Origin of the sequence: Paraferrimonas sedimenticola (assembly GCF_002282855.1) — a bacterium.
In the GTDB taxonomy this organism is placed as follows: domain Bacteria; phylum Pseudomonadota; class Gammaproteobacteria; order Enterobacterales; family Shewanellaceae; genus Paraferrimonas; species Paraferrimonas sedimenticola.
In genome coordinates, this window is sequence record NZ_NRIR01000007.1 from 1 (window position 1) to 18,194 (window position 18,194).

Genomic DNA, 18,194 nt, shown 5'->3' on the forward strand with positions numbered 1-18,194 from the left:
TGGAGCGAGTAACGAGGTTCGAACTCGTGACCTCGACCTTGGCAAGGTCGCGCTCTACCAGCTGAGCTATACTCGCATCTCTAATTTTTACCGGTAAGTTGATTGGAGCGAGTAACGAGGTTCGAACTCGTGACCTCGACCTTGGCAAGGTCGCGCTCTACCAGCTGAGCTATACTCGCATCAACTTACTGCTATGGGTGACTCGGTCGCCATCCCTTAGCGAGAGCCGCATTATAGGCAATTTTAGTGACCATGCAACCCCCGATCGCGAATTTTAAATCGTTTGCTCAAATTTTGAATACATGCTCGCGATAGAATTTGAGCTCTTCCACCGACTCTCGAATATCATCCAGCGCCTGGTGAGTATTCTTCTTCTTAAAGTTTTTAAGCACTTGCGGTGCCCAGCGGCGAGTAATCTCTTTTACTGAGCTCACGTCTAGGTTGCGGTAGTGGAAAAAATCTTCCAGCTCCGGCATGTAGGCATTTAGAAAGCGTCGGTCTTGGCCAATGGAGTTGCCACACATGGGCGACTGCCCTTTGGGCACGTATTGCTCCAAGAAGTCGATGGTTTGGCGTATGGCTTTCTCTTCGTCGATATCGCTGGCTTTTACTCGCTCAACCAAGCCCGATTGACCATGGTGCTTTTGATTCCACTCGTCCATCAATGCCAGTTGCTCATCGCTTTGATGAATGGCCAACACAGGCCCCTCGGCAATTAAGGTGAGGTCTTTGTCAGTAACCAAAGTGGCGATTTCAATAATCTTGTCCACCTTTGGGTCCAATCCGGTCATTTCCAGATCCACCCAAATCAGATTTTGCGCGTCTTGCGTCATGTGCGACGGCGCTCCCTTTCTTAGTAACTTGAAACAGAAAGTAGTATGATACGCCCTTGATTTTGAGACAAGCCATCAACGAGCCCCATTTGTGACCAAGCGTAAGAAGTTGAGCAAAGGCCAGCTACGCCGTATTAAAGCCAATCGCTCCAAAAAGCTGCAAGCCCGCGAAGATGCGCCCCTAGTGGACGACGCCAGCTTAGGGCCTGAGCAAGACGCTGTTGTGATTAGCCGCTTTGGTCAGCACGCCGAAGTCGAAACTCAAGACGGTCATAGGGTCAAAGCGCAAATTCGCCGCACCGTGGACTCGTTAGTCAGTGGTGACCAGGTGTTGTTTCGCGCTTCAAAAACCGATGACGGTGGTGTGATTGAAGCGGTTCATCCGCGCCGTAGCATGCTGACTCGCCCAGACTATTACGACGGCGTCAAAGTGGTAGCAGCGAATATTGACCATATTTTTGTGGTGTCCAGTCCACTGCCGGCCTTCTCTAGTCAGATTATCGACCGCTACTTAATTGCCGCCGAAGACACAGGCATTGAAGTCAGTATTGTGCTCAATAAAACCGACTTAATGACTGATGAACTTCGAGACGAACTCGACCAGGCCTTGGAAATCTATCGCCAATTAGGTTATCGAGTGATCCTCGCCAGTGCCAAATCTGCCGAGGGCGTGGCTGAACTTGGCGAGTGCATGGCGGACCAGGTCAACATTCTGGTAGGGCAATCGGGTGTGGGCAAATCCTCGTTAGTAAACGCGCTTTTACCTCAGGCTGAGTTGCTCGAAGGTGCCGTGTCCGATAACTCGGGATTGGGCCAGCACACCACCACAGCCGCTAAATTACTCAAGTTGGACAAAGGCGGCGCCTTAATCGACTCGCCGGGCGTTCGCGAGTTTGGCTTGTGGCACATGGATCCGGAGCGAGTGACTTGGTGCTATCGAGAATTTCGAGACTTAATAGGGACTTGTAAATTTCGCGACTGTAAACATAATGATGACCCGGGCTGCGCAATTACCGAAGCGCTGGCAAATGGAGACATCGACGAAATGCGCTACTTCAACTATTTGCGCATTATAGAAAGCATGGCCGAGCAAAAGGACTCGCGTCATATCAAACAAAAGCCGCTGGATTAGCCAGCTAGGAAACATACATTGGACAAGTTTTTCATCTTTCTACAATACGTCATGCCTAAGCATGCCCTGTCGCGCTTGGTAGGTTGGCTGGCGGCTAAGCCTCGTGGCATTGTGACTCGAACCTTCATCAACTGGTTTGCCGATAAGTATCGGGTCAACATGGACGAAGCGGCTGAGCCAGATACCTCTAAGTACGCCAGCTTCAACGACTTTTTCACTCGAGCTCTGAAAGACGGTGCTCGCCCGATTGTGGCCGATGACAAGGTGCTAGCGCACCCGGTAGATGGCGCGGTCAGCCAGTGTGGTCCCATCGAGTCTGGCCGAATTTTTCAGGCCAAAGGTCATGACTTTACCGCCCAAGAACTGCTTGGCGGTGATAGCCGTGACTCCGACGTGTATAACAATGGTCAGTTCGCCACCATCTATCTGTCACCGCGCGACTACCACAGAATCCATATGCCAATTAAAGGCACCCTGCGCAAGATGACCTATGTGCCGGGCGATTTGTTTTCAGTAAACCCGCTAACCGCGCAAAATGTGCCGCGCCTGTTCGCTCGCAACGAGCGCGTCGTAGCGATTTTTGACACGGAAATTGGCCCTATGGCCATGGTGCTCGTAGGTGCCACCATTGTGGCGAGCATCGAAACTGTATGGGCTGGTACCGTCACTCCACCAGCGGGTAAACAGGTCTTTAGTTGGGATTACGACCAGCTCGCCGAGCCTATTGTGTTGGACAAGGGCGAAGAAATGGGCCGCTTCAAGCTGGGTAGCACTGTGGTCTTGTTGTTTGGCGAAAACGCCATTGAGTCGTTTGCTGAGGGTGTTGAGCCACAAGCGCCAACCGTCATGGGGACTCCGTTTGCGCACATTGCCAATGGCGATGTTGAGCAAAATGTCGAACAAGATGCTGAGCAGACTGAGCAATAGCCCCCTCACCCAATTACACACAGCGGTGCTGCTTTTTGGCGGCACCGCCCTTTTCTCTAAGCTAGTCCCCCTACCTGCACTCGATATCACCTTCTGGCGCTGCGCCATGGCGGCTATTGCCATCGCTTTGATCATTCGCCTCTCGGGTCAAAAACTTCGACTGCAAGCTACCAAGGATTACGGCTGGGCGTTTGTGCTGGGCACCCTAGTCTGTTTGCACTGGGTGACCTATTTCGCCTCCATGCAAATGTCCACCGTCGCCATTGGGGTTATTGCCTTCTTCAGCTATCCGGTGATGGTGGTGCTGATGGAACCCTACTTCACAGGCAACAAACTGGCACCGGTGGACTTACTGGCAGCCATTTTAGTGTTCAGCGGTATCGCCTTGATGATGCCGGACTTTGATTTGAGCAATGAGATCACTCAGGGCGTACTGCTTGGGGTATTGTCGGCGGCCTTGTTTAGCGTTCGCAACCTGCTCTACAAGAGGCACTTTTCTCAGTACTCAGGCCAGCAGGCGATGATGTACCAAAGCCTGGTGGCAGTTCTAATATTGGCGCCTTTTGTGGGCGAGCAGCATCTTGAGATGGCATTTGACGACTGGGGGTTGTTGGCCATGCTAGCCCTGCTATTTACCGCTTTGCCACACTCCATGTTCAACGCCGCATTGTCCCAACTACCCGCCAAAACCGTAGGCTTGATCAATTGCCTACAGCCTTTGTACGCCACCGCTCTCGCCCTGATAGTTTTGGCCGAAGTGCCAAGCGTGACTACGCTGCTAGGCGGCGCACTTGTAGTAAGCACCGCCATGTACGAAACTCAAAAGACCCGTAAAACTCGCAGAAAATAAATGGCTTGCTGGACAATTGCTATATTAGGCAGATAATGGGCGCCTGCGCTCTTTTGCTTTGAGCATCGTAATATTGGTTAATCGTTTCATTTTCATTTTGTGCGTGTTGTGCATGACTTTGGTCAGCTCGGCAGCGCTCGCTAACAATCCTTTCTCTCCACAACGCATGGGGTTGGGTAACAGCGCCCTAAGCGCCAGCGCCAAAGACGTAGACGCTCAAATTTCCGAGCTCAACTTAGCCATAGAGCAAATCAAGCAACGGGAAGCCGAACTTCGCCAGCAAGTCAGCAATTACTCCGAGCGGGAAAAGGGCCTGCAGCACCAAATTGAGCAAGCCAAACAGCACCTATACCCCAATCAGCAAGCGCTAACCAATCAATTGGAAAACGCGCATCGTCGTTTAACTCAACTCAAGCAAGCCGAAGCCCAACTGGCCTTGGAGCTCAGCCAATACGGCCAGCGTCAGCGCGAACTTCCCAGCCTGATTCGACAGGCCAAGCAAGCGCTTGCACAGCAAATTGAAAGTCAAGACGAAGCACCACAAGACGCCAAACTGGCTCGCCTGCAACGGCTACGAGAAACCTATTTGCGTCATTCCTTGCAAGTATTAGAAGCTGAACAGGAATTGGCCTCACCGCTGCAAACCCTCAAACAGTTGCGACTGGAGCACAAACGCGCCCAGATCATTACTCAAGACGATCTGTTAGAGCAGCTCAATTTAATGAGCCAGCAGGCACGCAGCACCAACGCCGAACGCGCGCTGGAACTAACCCAAGGTCAGCTCGAACAGGTCAAGAACCCGTTATTGCGCCCCATTCTCGAGCAAAACTTGACCTTGGCCAATGCCTTACAAGAATTGGCGGAAGCCACCGACGCGGCGCAATTAGAGCAGCAACAACTTGAAGTCTTGTATCAAAAACAGTCGCTGCAACTGTCTCAGCTCAACCAACAGCTGCAATTGATGGAAATCAGCGCGGCCTATGGCGACAACTTACTCCAGCATCTATGGCAGCTCAAAGCGCCACCATCGGCCAGTCAGCTGGAGTCCAAGCTAAACGATGCGCGCTTGTATCAATTCCAATACCAACAGCAACAAGGGCAACTGCAACGACAGCTTCCACAAGATCGCGCCCCAAAAAACGAACGCGAACAACTCTTGTTGTTCCAATTGCAGTTGCTCGATGAGTTAGTGGAGCAGTTTGGCGAGCATGTGACCGAACTGACTCGATTACGGGTGGTATACGAGCAATTGTCTCAGCAATACTCCAGTATCGAGGGACTGCTGAACGAACACTTGTTTTGGGTGCCCAATGCGGTGCCAATTAACAGCTTTTGGCTGGGTAATCTGGGCAACTCGCTGATATGGATGCTGGGCAGTAGCGAGTGGCAAAGCTTGTACGACGCCAACGAAGAGCTGTCCCATCTTTGGGCTTGGTGGCTAATCCTGCTGGTATTGTTTTTGGTGGTGCACGACATTGTCAGCCGACCTTACCAAACCCTGCTGAAAGAACAGGTGCAGTACGTTGGTAAAGTAACCCAAGATGGCTTTAGCCACACCCTGACCATTTTGGCAGCCTCTATTGGCTATGCTGCCTTGCTGGCCATTCCAGTGATTTTGGCGGGCTTTATCTACCTGGCCAGTGACGTTACTTTTGTGCGCGCGGTTGGGGTGGGGATTGCTTCGGTGGGCAGCCTGTTTTTCTTGTACCGGCTAGCGGTGCAGCTGGCCCATCCACACGGTGTACTGATAGGTCACTTCCGCCGTAAACCCGAAATGGTCAACGACGCGCTCAAGCTATTCTTTCGCTTCAGTTTAATCAGCCTGCCCTTGGTCGGCTTACTGGGCTTTAGTGAGTTTCTGGACAACTCACTGTTTCGCAACAGCATTGGCCGTGGCGTGTTCATTCTTTTCGCCTTGGTGCTTTGGTATTTCTACCTGCGTCTCAACCGCCTATTGCGCGGTTATCGCATGCTAAAAAACCCCGACAAGAACCAGCAGTTGCTAGAGCGCGGCCTGTGGTTGGTGTTGCTGATATTCCCATTGGCTTGCGCGGGTTTGGCAATTAAGGGCTATTTCTACACAGCTTCGCAATTGCTGACCCAATTGCAGCTGTCGGTGCTGCTGGGGTTGACCTTCCAGTTGGCCTACATGATGGTCAAGCGCTGGATGCTGATCGAGCAGCGACGCATCGCGTTTGAGCGCGCTAAGGCTCGCCGCGCCGAGCAGTTAGCCCAGCGTGAAAGCTCCAGTGAGCCAAGCCAAGATCCCATTGTCGAGGCAATAGCCGAAAACGCCGATGACCAGATGCTCGACCTGGACACGATTCAGACCCAGTCCTTGGGACTAATGCGAACTCTGTTTATTCTGGGCTTTCTGTTAAGTTTGGTTGGCCTTTGGACGCAAACCCAAACCGCCTTCCTGTCGATGCTCGATGGGGTGACCCTGTGGAACACCATCAGTCAGGTTAATGGCATTGAGCAAGCGGTTCCCATTACGCTTAAATCTGTGTTGGCGGCGGTGATTATCGTCGGTGTGGCCTGGGTGATTGCCTCAAATCTACCCGGTTTGTTAGAGCTGGTGATCTTGCAACGACTCGAGCTCACCCCGGGCACAGGCTTTGCAATTGCCACTGTCAGTCGCTACCTAGTGGTTATGCTCGGTCTGTTCATCGCCTTTGGCTCAATCGGGGTCGAGTGGTCCAAATTACAATGGTTAATCGCCGCACTATCGGTTGGTTTAGGCTTTGGTCTGCAAGAGATTTTCGCCAACTTTATCTCAGGTCTTATCATTCTCATGGAAAAACCGGTTCGGATTGGCGATACGGTCACCATTCGCGACCTGACCGGCACCGTGTCCAAGATTCAAATTCGGGCCACCACCATCATGGATTGGGACCGCAAAGAAATCATTGTGCCCAACAAGGCCTTCATTACCGAGCAGCTGATCAACTGGTCGCTATCAGACCCAATCACGCGAGTCATCATCAAAGTCAGCGTGGCGCGAGATTCTGACCCCAGTTTGGTAGAAGCGCTGCTGCACCAATCGGTGAAAGAATCAGAGTTTGCGCTGGATTTACCTGAGCCAGAGGTTTGGTTCGCTGGATTTGGCCAGCACACTCAAGATTACGAAGTGCGCGCTTACGCCAAAGAGATGGCCGCTCGCTGGCCACTGAAGCACGACTTGCACAAGAAAATCAGCGCTCGCCTGAAGGACAATGGCGTGGACTTGGCTTATCCGCAGCTTGAGATCCACATGTCCGGGAAAGGGGGGACAAACCTCGGTGACGGTGGCAGTATACTCAAGTCCTAACAGCTAAGTGGTTGCAGAGCCATGAAAATCATTGCCCATCGCGGCGCCAGCGGACTGGCCCCAGAAAACACGTTAAAGGCCGTGGACCAGGCCTTAAAGAGCGAAGCTTGTGCCATTGAAGTGGACGTTTATCGCAGCGGCGATCGCTTAATGGTGATTCACGACCGCTGGCTGCATCGACGTACCAATGGCACCGGACAAATCACTCGTACTTCGCTGCAACAACTCGAAGCCCTGGATGCCGGCGAGGGCGAGAAGATCCCCTCGTTGCGACAAGTGCTAGAACGAGTGGCTGGGCGCTGTGACATCAATGTCGAGCTTAAGGGGGACGACACCCTTGAATTGGCCCACCAAGTGATTGACTACGCTTGCGAGCACTATGGCTTTAGCACCGACCAATTCTTATTGTCTTCATTTAATCATCACCTATTGGCCCAAAGTCGCCAGCTCAGGCCAGACCTGAAGCTAGGGGCCCTCACCGCTTGCCTGCCTGTGGATTTGGCCGCTTTTGCTCAGCAGCTGGGCGCATACTCAATCAACTGCGACGTGGACTTTACCAATCAAGCACTGGTCGAAGACGCGCATCAACGCGGACTAAAGGTGTTTGTCTACACGGTCGATGAGGAAGAAGACATAGAAATGTTGAGCCAGTGGAAAGTGGATGGCATTTTTAGCAATTTCCCATGCCGAGCCCGAGCAAAAACTGGCTCTAAGGTCAGCGCAGCGAAACAAGTCTGGGCAGATTAGCCGAATCCTAATCCTTTGACTACACTAGTGAAAACAGACAAGAAACCAACTCGGCGCTGCCGCTAAAGAGACACCATGAGCCACAAACTGCTGGTATTAACCCGCGATAACCAAGCCTATTATGACGCCCTGGCTAAGCACGACTTACCACAGTTGACAGTGCTCGATGACAGCCCCAATTCGGTTTTCGAAGCAAACATCTGGTTGGCTGAACCCAAATTAGCCGCGCCATTGCTGGCTCACGCCAGCAAGTTGGTGTGGATGCAGTCAACCTTCGCTGGCGTTGACGCTCTGATGAACCACAGACGCCACACAGGTTACCAACTCACCAATATCAAGAACTTGTTTGGCCCTATGATGAGTGAGTACGTGTTTGGGCACGTATTGGCTTTGTATCGCCACCACACTAAGTACTCGCAGTTGCAGCGCAACAGTCATTGGCAGGCTCTGCCGCTCAACCAGTTGCGTGGTAAGCGCTTGGTGCTCTTGGGTACCGGCGACATCGGCCAGCACCTGTGCAACACCGCTCATCAGTTCGGCGTAGAAGTGGTCGGGGTTAATCGAACCGGCCGAGCGCAAGCGCCATTTGACGTCACTCTGTCGATTGAACAATTGGATACAGTGTTACCCAGTGCCGACCTGGTGGTATGCGTGTTGCCATCCACTGATGAAACGGTCAATTTGTTCAACAAACACCGTCTGCAACTACTCAAACCCGGTGCCATCTTTGTTAATGTCGGTCGCGGTGATTTGGTTGACGAGCAGGCTTTGATTTTACATTTATCACTCAATCCCACCAGCCATGCGATATTGGATGTATTCAAGCAAGAGCCACTGCCAGAGGATAACCCACTGTGGAAGTGCCAAAACGCCATTCTGACACCGCACGTGGCGGCGCCGAGTACCACCGAAGATGTGGTGCAGCAATTTGTTGATAACTATCACAGATTTATCTCTGAACAGCCATTGAGCAATCGCGTATCCTTTGCGCTTGGCTACTAAAAAACAGGGCTTTCTGCAGGGTGTCTCACAGTTTGAAAGCTGAATTGAGGCTCCCTTAACGCTCGTTCAGCTTAGGTTCATTTGTTCCGGTCTAATCTTGTTCGCATAAACAAAAAACAGACCAGGCGTTAACACGCCGAAGGACAATAATCGAATGTACTCAGATAATTTCCATAAGTGGACCTACCGCCTAGGTACTTTGATCATGCTATCTCTATTGGCTTTCGCTTTGTTCTCTAGTCCATCACAAGCGCCCTTAGCGCCATCACTAGATCTTAATTTTATTGAAGGCTGCGCTGCCGAGCTGCTACCGACGCCTTGCCACTAAGGCCTCAATTGCTCTGCGAAACCGACGCCAAACTCGCTTGAGACAAGCCGTCGGCGCTAATCGCCGTGGTCAGCATCACTGACACAAGGGCAATACCCCATTGGCATTTGAATCCAGACGGTTGCCGAGCAAATACTGCGCCGCCAAAGCGCGCAATCGAATATCAAACAATAAAAAACCCGGGAGCCTGTGGCTTCCGGGTTTTTTGTGGACTTTGCTGAAATCGCAAAGGCGTTGAGCAAGCTTACATCATGCCGCCCATACCGCCCATGCCACCCATACCGCCCATGCCACCCATGTCTGGGCCTGCAGCAGGTGCTTCAACAGGGATTTCAGTCACCATGGCTTCGGTGGTGATCATAAGACCAGCGACAGAAGCGGCGAACTGCAGGGCAGAGCGAGTCACTTTAGTCGGATCCAAAATACCCATTTCTAGCATGTCACCGTAGGTGTCATTGCCCGCGTTGTAACCGTAGTGACCAGTGCCTTGCTTAACGCTGTTAGCAACCACAGAGGCTTCTTCACCGGCGTTGGTGGCGATTTGACGCAGTGGCGCTTCCATCGCACGCAGGGCGATTTTCACACCGTGGGCTTGGTCTTCGTTGATGGTTTCAACGTCTAGTTTGGCAGCTGCGCGAACAAGAGCGACACCACCACCAGCAACTACACCTTCTTCAACCGCAGCGCGAGTCGCGTGTAGCGCATCTTCAACGCGGTCTTTCTTCTCTTTCATTTCAACTTCGGTAGCAGCACCGACTTTGATAACCGCAACACCGCCGGCTAGCTTGGCCATGCGCTCTTGCAGCTTCTCACGGTCATAATCAGAAGAAGTTTCAGCAATCTGCTGTTTAATCTGAGTCACACGACCTTCAATGTTGGCCGCTTCGCCAACGCCATCGATGATGGTGCTGTTGTCTTTGGTGATGATAACGCGCTTAGCAGAACCCAGGTTCTCTAAGGTCGCTTTCTCAAGCTCAAGACCAATCTCTTCAGAGATAACGTCACCACCGGTCAAAATCGCGATGTCCTGCAGCATAGCTTTGCGACGGTCGCCAAAACCAGGCGCTTTCACTGCGGCTACTTTTACGATTCCGCGCATATTGTTAACCACCAAGGTGGCCAAGGCTTCGCCTTCAACGTCTTCAGCTACGATGAACAGCGGCTTACCGGTTTTCGCCAAACCTTCAAGGATAGGCAGAAGCTCGCGGATGTTAGAGATCTTCTTGTCAACCAACAGGATGAAGGGGTTTTCTAGTTCAACGCTGCCGTTGTCTTGGTTGTTGATGAAGTAAGGAGACAGGTAACCGCGGTCAAACTGCATACCTTCAACCACGTCTAGCTCGTTTTCTAGCGCCTGGCCTTCTTCAACTGTGATTACACCTTCTTTGCCAACGCGATCCATAGCGGTGGCAATAATCTCACCCACTGACTCGTCAGAGTTAGCAGAAATAGTACCTACCTGAGCAATAGCTTTGCTGTCATCGCATGGTTGAGACAGAGACTTAAGCTCGCTCACCGCAGCAGTTACGGCTTTGTCGATACCGCGCTTAAGGTCCATTGGGTTCATGCCCGCAGCTACCGCTTTTAGGCCTTCGGTCACAATCGCTTGTGCCAAAACTGTTGCGGTTGTAGTACCGTCACCGGCGGCGTCGTTGGCTTTAGAGGCAACCTCTTTCACCATTTGCGCGCCCATGTTCTCAAAGTTGTCTTCTAGTTCGATTTCTTTAGCAACTGACACACCGTCTTTGGTGATGACAGGAGCGCCAAAGCTCTTGTCCAGAACCACGTTACGGCCTTTAGGGCCAAGAGTGGTTTTAACGGCGTTTGCCAAAACGTTCACGCCCGCTAGCATTTTTACACGTGCGTCATTACCAAATTTTACTTCTTTTGCAGCCATCTGCGTTTTCCTTCTAAAAGCGTTTCGTCAACTTATTCCACAACAGCCATGATGTCGGCTTCAGACATGATTAGGTACTCATCGCCGTCAATCTTTTCAGATTTAACGCCGTAGCCTTCGTTAAAGATAACCGTATCGCCAACTTTAACGTCCAATGCCATAACTGAGCCGTTTTCCATAATGCGACCCTTGCCGACGGCAACCACTTCACCACGGGTAGACTTTTCCGCAGCCGAACCGGTCAAAACGATGCCGCCCGCTGAGGTTGATTCAACTTCAGTGCGCTTAACAATAACGCGGTCATGAAGAGGACGAATGTTCATTTAAGAATCTCCTTTAGATGCTTACGCAAAATCAATCACATAATAGTGTAGCCGGTTTGAAACCGACCCATGTCTCTAAATATGGGGGCACTCGATTCGGTTTAAAGGGCTAATTCAAATTTTTTTTAATTTTTTCTCGGGGCGAAAGGCATGCCTGTTAGTATGTTGGTATAAATAGAAAGAACTAAGCGCCACATGCTACAGACTCGGGCCCTTACTCAAGCCCCCATCATTAAAACTCTCACCCTCACCAGTTTGCCCAATATTGTCGGGCTACTGGCGCTTATCGGTTCGGCGCTAATCGACACCTTATTTGTCAGTTGGATCTCGACTCAGGCGCTTACCGCTGTCAGCTATACCTTTGTGCTGGTGCTTTTCGTAGGAGCGATAGCCAAAGGGCTTGGTACTGCATTATCCGCCCATTACGGCCGCGCCATCGGCAAGCAAAACACAACCCAAGCGCGACGTTTGTTTGATAATGCGATTTTAATGACTTGGCTGATAAGCTCATTGGTCGCAGTCGCTGGTTTGTGGAGCATTGCGCCGCTGTTTGGTTTTCTTGGAGCCTCTAGCGATGTGCTGCCGCTGATTCGAGACTACATGATGTATTGGTACCTGGGCGTGCCGCTACTGATGTTAATCATGGTGGGCAACAAGGGCCTGAGGTGCTTGGGCGATGCCAAAACGCCGGCAAAAGTCATGCTTGCCGCCGCTGCCATCAACACCATACTTGACCCTATCTTAATTTTTGGACTCGGCCCGGCGCCTGAACTGGGTATCGCCGGCGCGTCGATTGCCACTACAATCAGTTGGGCGGCTGCCTTGGCTTGGTCAGCTATCCACTGGCGCAAAGACGCTCAATGGCTTGAACCCTGCAATAACTCATGGCGCAAGCTGTGCCTAGACTGGCGTCGATTCATTGCCATTGCTCAGCCGTCGAGCCTAACGGCCTTATTACAGCCAGCGGTGAACACTGGCATCATCGCGGTACTGGCACGTTTAGATGAGAGTGCGGTGGCCGCGTTTGGCGTGGCAGTGCGCATCGAGTCTTTCTTGCTAATTGGTGTCAATGGACTCGCTACAGCGTTAGCGCCATTTATTGCCGCCAATTTGGGCGCAGGACAAAAACTGCGAGCCCACAGTGCTTTGATGCAAAGTCTATTTGGTTGCTTGGCGATTCAGGCTTTGGTGGTGTTGCCTGTGGTGCTGTTTGCCACTCCAATCGCTCGCGTCTTTAGCGATGACCCACAAGTGGTGCATTGGCTGAGTTTTTACCTAAAACTGGTGCCTTTAGCCTATGGATTTTTGGGGGTGGTGATCCTGTTTGCTCAGGCGTTAAACGCCTACCGCAAGCCCTTACAGGCATTGACGCTGAACTTGAGCCGCACTTTGCTGATCATGATTCCGCTGATGATCATAGGACAATCGATGTACGGCGTAGCAGGGCTGTTGCTGGCGTTACCGCTGGCCAATGCGCTGGCTGGCGGGGTTAGCCTATTTCTCGCTTGGCGAATGCGCTAGTCCTTGCGCTGATACTCGCCTTCAAACGTATCGCCATTGGATTTCGGCGTTTGCTGTTGAAAGCCACTGTTTTGCTCGAAGCCTCGGGGCTGCTCAAAACCGCCGTTCTGGCCGAAATCGTTAGGTTGTCGAGCAAAACCGTGCACAGAGGCGCTGACTTGTCCCTGCATTCGAGTAAGCAGTCGATTGGCTAGCGCTTGTCGAAGCGCAGGAACTAAAATCAAGAAACCGGCGATATCGGTAACAAATCCCGGCGTCACCAAAAGTACACCGGTGACCGCTAACAACACCCCTTCAACGAGTTGAGTGCCTGGAAGCTCTCCTTGCGCCATACGGCTTTGCAAATTAAACAGTGTGCGCAAGCCTTGTTCTCGCACCAAAGCAGCACCTATGATGGCGGTAATCACCATGATGGCAATCGTGGTTAGCGCGCCGAGAAAGCTCCCGACCTGAATGATGACGGCAATTTCAATAATAGGAATAAAAATAAAGGCCAAAACTAAAGCGGGAAACATAGCTACCTCGAATCGATGCTGATATCTGAGATATAAGGACGAGCAAACGGCTTTTCAAGCCTAGCTCAAGGTATTGAACGACAAATGCTGCGTTGGGCTGACAAACAAGCTAGAGTAACTCAATTATAGTTAGCCTTAGTTGCGAGGGTGGTTGTGAACCCCTATCCAGTGATGGTGCTGTGCGCCTGTCCTGATGCGAAGACAGCCAACGACTTGGCAGAAGCACTGGTGCAAGCCAAGCTTGTCGCTTGCGCGCAGGTGTTACCCAGCATGACATCCACTTACCTTTGGCAAGGTGAGCTGTGTCAGGAAAACGAAGTTCAGCTGCAACTAAAATCGCTCAACTCGGGTCTTACCCAAATAGAAACCTTGATTACTCAGATGCACCCTTACCAAGTGCCTGAAATTATTAGCTTTAAGATGGAATCTTGTAACCCAGCCTATCTAGAATGGCTGAGGTCCAATGTAACACTATGAAACGATTGATGTTCGCCTTGTTGGCGATTAGCCTGAGCTTTAGTGGCGCAAGCCAAGCAGAAGGCCTGTTTTCGGGCAAAAAGTTTGGTTTTTTGCAATCCGAACCTGAGTTAATGCCGGTTCACGAAGCCTTTGTCCACGATTTTGTTCAACAAGACGGTCGCTTAGCGGTTCGTTTTAGTATTGCCGATGGCTACTACTTGTATCGCGACAAATTGGTCTTTGACGGAGTGGATGCCGAGTTAGGACAGCCTTTGTTGCCTCAAGGCAAAGACCATTTTGATGAGTACTTTGGCGAGCAGGTGGTTTACTACAATCAAGCCGAGCTGCTGATTCCGATTCAACAAGCCGGCGACGCCGCTGAGTTGGCACTGACTTTCATGGGATGCGCCGAAGGTAAACTGTGCTTTCCACCCACCAAAATCGACATTCCTCTAAGCCCAGTAAGCGTCGAGCAAGGCATTGCCACCATTAGCGATTCTGCCGCGCCCAGCGTGGGCGAGGTCAAAACCCAGCAAGCCGGTCTAGCGGCTATGCTCGAAGGCGATAGCTTGTGGTTGACCCTACTGGTGTTCTTTGGCCTAGGTATCGGCTTAGCGCTGACGCCCTGCGTATTTCCTATGTACCCGATTCTATCTGGGATTATCGTTGGCCAAGGCAAGCAATTGTCGATGGGCCGAGCCTTCGCCCTGTCAATGGCTTACGTGCAGGGTATGGCGGTTACCTACTCGCTATTGGGCCTGATAGTTGCCAGTGCTGGCATGAAGTACCAAGCCGCGTTACAACACCCAGCGGTACTGGTCACCATCGCCGCCTTCTTCGTATTGTTGAGCTTGTCCATGTTTGGCTTGTACGAGCTGCAATTGCCAAGCAAATGGCAAGAAAAGCTCAACGGTATCAGCAATCGGCAAAAAGGCGGCACCATGTTGGGTGTGGTGATGATGGGCGTGCTTTCGGGTTTGGTGGCCTCTCCTTGTACCACGGCTCCCTTGTCAGGCGCGCTGATCTATGTGGCTCAAAGTGGCGACTTGGGGCTGGGCTTTTTGGCCTTGTACGCCCTGAGTATGGGTATGGGTGTACCTCTGCTGATCATGGGCACCACAGGCGGTAAATTGCTGCCTCGCGCTGGCGCTTGGATGAACGTGATTAAAACCGTGTTTGGCTTCCTGCTCATCGCCGTGGCGATCATTATGCTTGAGCGCGTATGGCCAGGATTGTGGATGGAGTTGTTGTGGTCGGTTTGGGGCGTCGCCTTCGTTGGCTACCTGCTGCACCAAAACAAGTTGACCCAGTTGAGCTGGCAGCAAAGCGCCCGCTCTGTGGTGTTGTTTATCATGCTAATGGCCAGCTTCTCTTACGGTATGCATCACGTAATGGCGGAGTTGAAACCCGCGCCAGTGGTTGCTCAGACCGGTGAGCAAACACAAGCTCACAGCAACCAGTTCATCAAGGTGAAATCTGTGGCTGACATCGAGCAAGCCGTAGCTGACGCCGCTGCCCAGGGCAAACCTGTGATGCTAGACCTCTACGCCGACTGGTGTGTGGCCTGTAAGGAGTTTGAACACAAGACCTTTGTGGCGAGCGAAGTTCAGGCTCGTTTAGGCCAAATGGTCATGCTGCAAGCCGACGTTACCGCCGGTGATGACTTGGACAATGAGTTATTGGATCACTTTGGCGTATTAGGACTGCCGACCATTCTGTTCTTTGACGCTCAGGGGCAACTGCAAGAGCCGCTGACCATCACAGGATTTATGGCCGCGGGTCCCTTTGCCCAACACTTGGACAACCTGTTGCCACCTTCGGCATAAGCTCAAGTGTGACCCATCAAAAAAGCGCCTGATCTAGGCGCTTTTTTTGGTTAGGCGGGCGTTTTCTCCTGCGTCTGATTGTCAGCCCGCGCTCGTTTGTAGTCGAGCCCCAAGGCCACCACTAGCCATACTAGAATGAGCCCCAGCAGCATGTAAGTGTTCTCCGCCAAGCGTCCGACCTGTTCGCTCATTAAACTGGTGGCGGCTATCAGTGCCAAGTAGTAAGGCAAATTAAGTAGACCTGCTAACAACACCACTTTGGGGTTGGCGCGATTGACACCGCGATTGAGCATGAAAAACGCTAGCGCGTTAATGTGGATCATGGCCAACAACAGATGTCTTAGCTTGGTCTGAGGCTGTTCGGGACTCGATGCACGGCCCAACCGATAGCCGATGCCGTAGTTGATGCATGAGCCTATGGTGGCCGCCGCGACCATTGCTAAGGTCAGCGCAGCCACTCCGCCAGCACCGGGCTGCATTGCAATCACCAGCAGAACTGCGAAGAACTGTCCCGGAAAGTAAAAGCCCACATAAACAATGCTCTCAAGCAAAATGATCAGAAAAGCGAACCAGTAGAGATACGAGCCCATACCCTGCTGCGCTGTTTGCAGTAGCTGGTCGGCAGGTGGCAACCACCCAAAGTAGATGGCCGCTTGAATTGAGCAGAAAGCCACAAGGGCGGTAAGCGGTAAAGTGCTGGCACGTTGCATGGGAAACTCCTTGTATTAGATAAGATTACGCAGCGCGACTGTGTGCCGATCAATTGGCCAAGAGTTTCCAAGCTAAAGCATAGTGACACCCAAAAGCAAAAAACGGGACCTAAGGTCCCGTTTTTGTTGACTAAACACTGAAGATTAAAACAGCATATGCGCCATCAGTACGATCACAGGTAAAGTCACCAAAGTGCGCAGCAGGAATACCACTAGCAGCTGCCAGAAGGTCACTGGGATCTTAGAGCCCAACAACAAGGCACCCACTTCCGACATGAAGATCAACTGGGTCACCGACAAGGTCGCCACAATAAAGCGAGTCATGTCCGATTCGATGCTCGCGGCTAGAATCGACGGTACAAACATATCGGTAAAGCCAACCACCATGGTTTTTGAAGCGGCTACCGCTTCAGGCACTTGCATCAGCTCAAGTAGTGGCACAAACGGCGCGCCCAACCAGTTGAAGATAGGCGTGTACTCGGCCACCATGGTCGCCAAAGTACCTACTGCCATCACCACAGGCACAATCGCAAACACCATCTCTACTGCGTTCTTAAGGCCATCTTTGAGCAAGTTAAGCGCGGATGGTGCTTTGGCTGCACGGCCCATCGCCGCATCTAGACCGTGGCCCAACAGAGACTTACCAGCCGGAATACTCTCCACATCCTGAGTCGGCTCAGTGCCATCGATGTAGGTGTTTGGAATATTGCGCAGCGGTGGCAAGCGAGGAACGATAATCGCCGCCACAATACCAGCGATACACACTGTCAGATAAAAGGCAGCAAACATGTGCTCTAGGCGAACCTGAGAGATGATCACCAGGGTGAAGGTAATCGACACTAAAGAGAAGTTGGTACCAATGATGGCCGCTTCGCGCTTGGTGAAGATTTTGTCTTCGTATTGTTTGCTGGTCATTAGAATACCGACGCTGCCATCGCCCAACCAAGAGGCAATGCTGCTCACTGCACTGCGGCCCGGCAAGTTAAACAATGGACGCATGACCTTGGTTAGCATCACGCCAATGAACTCCAGCAGGCCAAAGTTCAATAGCAAAGGCATCAGCAAGCCCGCCAGAATGAATACCGCAAACAAGGTGGGTAGCAAGTCAAAGAATACCAAACCGCCGGTGGCCTCACCCCAAGCTTGTTCTGGGCCAAACTGGTAAAAGGCCATAGTGGCAAACACTGCACCCAGCACACGAGTAATGAACCAACCTGGAGTCACTAGTAGCAACTCGCTTAAAAATTTGGAATCTTCCACCATTTGCGGGCGAATCACTTTGGCGAGAATAGTCAGTAGCGCTGTCAGCCAGGTCACTGCCAGAATAATAGAGAAGATATTGTCGCCAAGGGTGCTTTTAATCAGCCCCGCCATCGCAGCAACGGGAATGGTCATGCCATCGCCCACGGCGATAGGCGTCATGAAAAGCAATACGCCAACCAGTGAAGGCAGTAAGAACATCAGAAATAGCTTGATGTTAAATGGCTTACTTGGGTTCGATTGAGTTTGCATAAGGGTCCTATGTAGTTCGAGTTCTTAGCGCCGCCAATAGGCTGTTTTGACGCCTCAAGTGCAAGCTTTACGGTTGATTTGAGCGCCAGACTACTCTGTTTAGACAAACAAGTAAATTAGCGAATCGGAGCTCGATCACAATATAACCATTCAATTCTCGTGAATATCTATTCACTTAAGGCTAAGCCACTGATTTACTCTGATTTGTACAATTATTGTTCCTTAAACAACCGGTGAACTATGCTAGGACGAATGTAACCTAGGTTTTACTAAGTTTTAATATTCGTTTTAAGTTTGCCTAA

Annotated in this window: 16 protein-coding genes and 2 tRNA genes; 10 read left to right on the forward strand and 8 right to left on the reverse strand. The window is 51.6% G+C overall.

The features are described from left to right. From CLC93_RS12515 to orn, 3 genes are all read right to left on the reverse strand, one after another. Positions 1 to 76, reverse strand: a tRNA-Gly gene (locus tag CLC93_RS12515). A gap of 27 nt (positions 77 to 103) precedes the next feature. Then, a tRNA-Gly gene (locus CLC93_RS12520) sits at positions 104 to 179 on the reverse strand. A gap of 108 nt (positions 180 to 287) precedes the next feature. Continuing rightward, positions 288 to 833: an oligoribonuclease gene (orn, locus tag CLC93_RS12525; protein ID WP_095506320.1), complete on the reverse strand. Its 546-nt coding sequence runs from the start codon at positions 831 to 833 to the stop codon at positions 288 to 290. Positions 834 to 924: 91 nt separating this feature from the next. Here orn and rsgA point away from each other — a divergent pair, with 91 nt between their 5' ends. The 7 genes from rsgA to CLC93_RS17745 all read left to right on the forward strand — a co-directional run bounded on the left by rsgA (position 925) and on the right by CLC93_RS17745 (position 9,129). After that, on the forward strand, positions 925 to 1,965 hold the full coding sequence (gene rsgA / locus CLC93_RS12530; protein ID WP_095506321.1) for a small ribosomal subunit biogenesis GTPase RsgA: 1,041 nt from the start codon (positions 925 to 927) through the stop codon (positions 1,963 to 1,965). A gap of 18 nt (positions 1,966 to 1,983) precedes the next feature. Beyond that, entirely contained in the window at positions 1,984 to 2,892 is a 909-nt protein-coding gene (gene asd, locus CLC93_RS12535) for an archaetidylserine decarboxylase (protein ID WP_095506322.1), read from the forward strand. Next, on the forward strand, positions 2,870 to 3,742 hold the full coding sequence (locus CLC93_RS12540) for a DMT family transporter (RefSeq protein WP_095506323.1): 873 nt from the start codon (positions 2,870 to 2,872) through the stop codon (positions 3,740 to 3,742). The genes asd and CLC93_RS12540 overlap by 23 nt, the downstream gene beginning before the upstream one ends. A 112-nt stretch (positions 3,743 to 3,854) precedes the next feature. Next, the gene (locus CLC93_RS12545; protein ID WP_141237397.1) at positions 3,855 to 7,052 is read left to right on the forward strand and encodes a mechanosensitive ion channel domain-containing protein; all 3,198 of its coding nucleotides are present in this window, start codon (positions 3,855 to 3,857) and stop codon (positions 7,050 to 7,052) included. Positions 7,053 to 7,073: 21 nt separating this feature from the next. After that, entirely contained in the window at positions 7,074 to 7,799 is a 726-nt protein-coding gene (locus tag CLC93_RS12550) for a glycerophosphodiester phosphodiesterase (RefSeq protein WP_095506325.1), read from the forward strand. A 75-nt stretch (positions 7,800 to 7,874) separates the two neighbouring features. After that, positions 7,875 to 8,801: a D-2-hydroxyacid dehydrogenase gene (locus CLC93_RS12555; RefSeq protein WP_095506326.1), complete on the forward strand. Its 927-nt coding sequence runs from the start codon at positions 7,875 to 7,877 to the stop codon at positions 8,799 to 8,801. Positions 8,802 to 8,955: 154 nt separating this feature from the next. Further along, a complete protein-coding gene (locus CLC93_RS17745) occupies positions 8,956 to 9,129 on the forward strand; it encodes a hypothetical protein (protein WP_169903008.1) in 174 nt (57 codons plus the stop codon). 244 nt (positions 9,130 to 9,373) lie between these two features. Here CLC93_RS17745 and groL read toward each other — a convergent pair whose 3' ends face one another. Both groL and CLC93_RS12565 read right to left on the reverse strand, forming a co-directional pair. Then, positions 9,374 to 11,026, reverse strand: coding sequence for a chaperonin GroEL (gene groL / locus CLC93_RS12560; RefSeq protein WP_095506327.1), 1,653 nt, complete (start codon positions 11,024 to 11,026; stop codon positions 9,374 to 9,376). A gap of 32 nt (positions 11,027 to 11,058) precedes the next feature. Next, positions 11,059 to 11,349, reverse strand: a complete 291-nt coding sequence (locus CLC93_RS12565; protein ID WP_095506328.1) for a co-chaperone GroES — start codon at positions 11,347 to 11,349, stop codon at positions 11,059 to 11,061. Positions 11,350 to 11,544: 195 nt separating this feature from the next. Between CLC93_RS12565 and CLC93_RS12570 the strand changes: the two genes are divergently transcribed. Continuing rightward, a complete protein-coding gene (locus tag CLC93_RS12570; protein WP_095506329.1) occupies positions 11,545 to 12,870 on the forward strand; it encodes an MATE family efflux transporter in 1,326 nt (441 codons plus the stop codon). Here CLC93_RS12570 and CLC93_RS12575 read toward each other — a convergent pair. After that, a complete protein-coding gene (locus tag CLC93_RS12575; RefSeq protein WP_095506330.1) occupies positions 12,867 to 13,385 on the reverse strand; it encodes an FxsA family protein in 519 nt (172 codons plus the stop codon). The genes CLC93_RS12570 and CLC93_RS12575 overlap by 4 nt on opposite strands. A 153-nt stretch (positions 13,386 to 13,538) precedes the next feature. Here CLC93_RS12575 and cutA point away from each other — a divergent pair, with 153 nt between their 5' ends. Next, positions 13,539 to 13,862: a divalent-cation tolerance protein CutA gene (gene cutA, locus CLC93_RS12580; protein ID WP_245837159.1), complete on the forward strand. Its 324-nt coding sequence runs from the start codon at positions 13,539 to 13,541 to the stop codon at positions 13,860 to 13,862. After that, positions 13,859 to 15,670, forward strand: coding sequence for a protein-disulfide reductase DsbD (locus CLC93_RS12585; protein ID WP_095506332.1), 1,812 nt, complete (start codon positions 13,859 to 13,861; stop codon positions 15,668 to 15,670). The genes cutA and CLC93_RS12585 overlap by 4 nt, the downstream gene beginning before the upstream one ends. A 50-nt stretch (positions 15,671 to 15,720) precedes the next feature. Here CLC93_RS12585 and CLC93_RS12590 read toward each other — a convergent pair whose 3' ends face one another. Together CLC93_RS12590 and CLC93_RS12595 are read right to left on the reverse strand one after the other, a co-directional pair. Beyond that, the gene (locus tag CLC93_RS12590) at positions 15,721 to 16,380 is read right to left on the reverse strand and encodes a DedA family protein (RefSeq protein WP_095506333.1); all 660 of its coding nucleotides are present in this window, start codon (positions 16,378 to 16,380) and stop codon (positions 15,721 to 15,723) included. A gap of 144 nt (positions 16,381 to 16,524) precedes the next feature. Then, positions 16,525 to 17,892 carry a YjiH family protein gene (locus CLC93_RS12595; RefSeq protein WP_095506334.1) on the reverse strand — a complete coding sequence of 456 codons (1,368 nt, stop codon included), beginning with the start codon at positions 17,890 to 17,892 and terminating at the stop codon, positions 16,525 to 16,527. Positions 17,893 to 18,194: the final 302 nt, after the last annotated feature.

Excerpts from the sequence above, each read along its gene's own strand:
- CLC93_RS17745 (WP_169903008.1), top strand. The coding sequence starts at position 8,956 with ATGTACTCAGATAATTTCCATAAGTGGACCTACCGCCTAGGTACTTTG.
- CLC93_RS12545 (WP_141237397.1), top strand. The coding sequence starts at position 3,855 with ATGACTTTGGTCAGCTCGGCAGCGCTCGCTAACAATCCTTTCTCTCCA.
- CLC93_RS12590 (WP_095506333.1), bottom strand. The coding sequence starts at position 16,380 with ATGCAACGTGCCAGCACTTTACCGCTTACCGCCCTTGTGGCTTTCTGC.
- CLC93_RS12565 (WP_095506328.1), bottom strand. The coding sequence starts at position 11,349 with ATGAACATTCGTCCTCTTCATGACCGCGTTATTGTTAAGCGCACTGAA.
- CLC93_RS12555 (WP_095506326.1), top strand. The coding sequence starts at position 7,875 with ATGAGCCACAAACTGCTGGTATTAACCCGCGATAACCAAGCCTATTAT.
- groL (WP_095506327.1), bottom strand. The coding sequence starts at position 11,026 with ATGGCTGCAAAAGAAGTAAAATTTGGTAATGACGCACGTGTAAAAATG.
- CLC93_RS12585 (WP_095506332.1), top strand. The coding sequence starts at position 13,859 with ATGAAACGATTGATGTTCGCCTTGTTGGCGATTAGCCTGAGCTTTAGT.
- CLC93_RS12570 (WP_095506329.1), top strand. The coding sequence starts at position 11,545 with ATGCTACAGACTCGGGCCCTTACTCAAGCCCCCATCATTAAAACTCTC.
- CLC93_RS12575 (WP_095506330.1), bottom strand. The coding sequence starts at position 13,385 with ATGTTTCCCGCTTTAGTTTTGGCCTTTATTTTTATTCCTATTATTGAA.
- CLC93_RS12550 (WP_095506325.1), top strand. The coding sequence starts at position 7,074 with ATGAAAATCATTGCCCATCGCGGCGCCAGCGGACTGGCCCCAGAAAAC.
- CLC93_RS12595 (WP_095506334.1), bottom strand. The coding sequence starts at position 17,892 with ATGCAAACTCAATCGAACCCAAGTAAGCCATTTAACATCAAGCTATTT.
- CLC93_RS12540 (WP_095506323.1), top strand. The coding sequence starts at position 2,870 with ATGCTGAGCAGACTGAGCAATAGCCCCCTCACCCAATTACACACAGCG.
- orn (WP_095506320.1), bottom strand. The coding sequence starts at position 833 with ATGACGCAAGACGCGCAAAATCTGATTTGGGTGGATCTGGAAATGACC.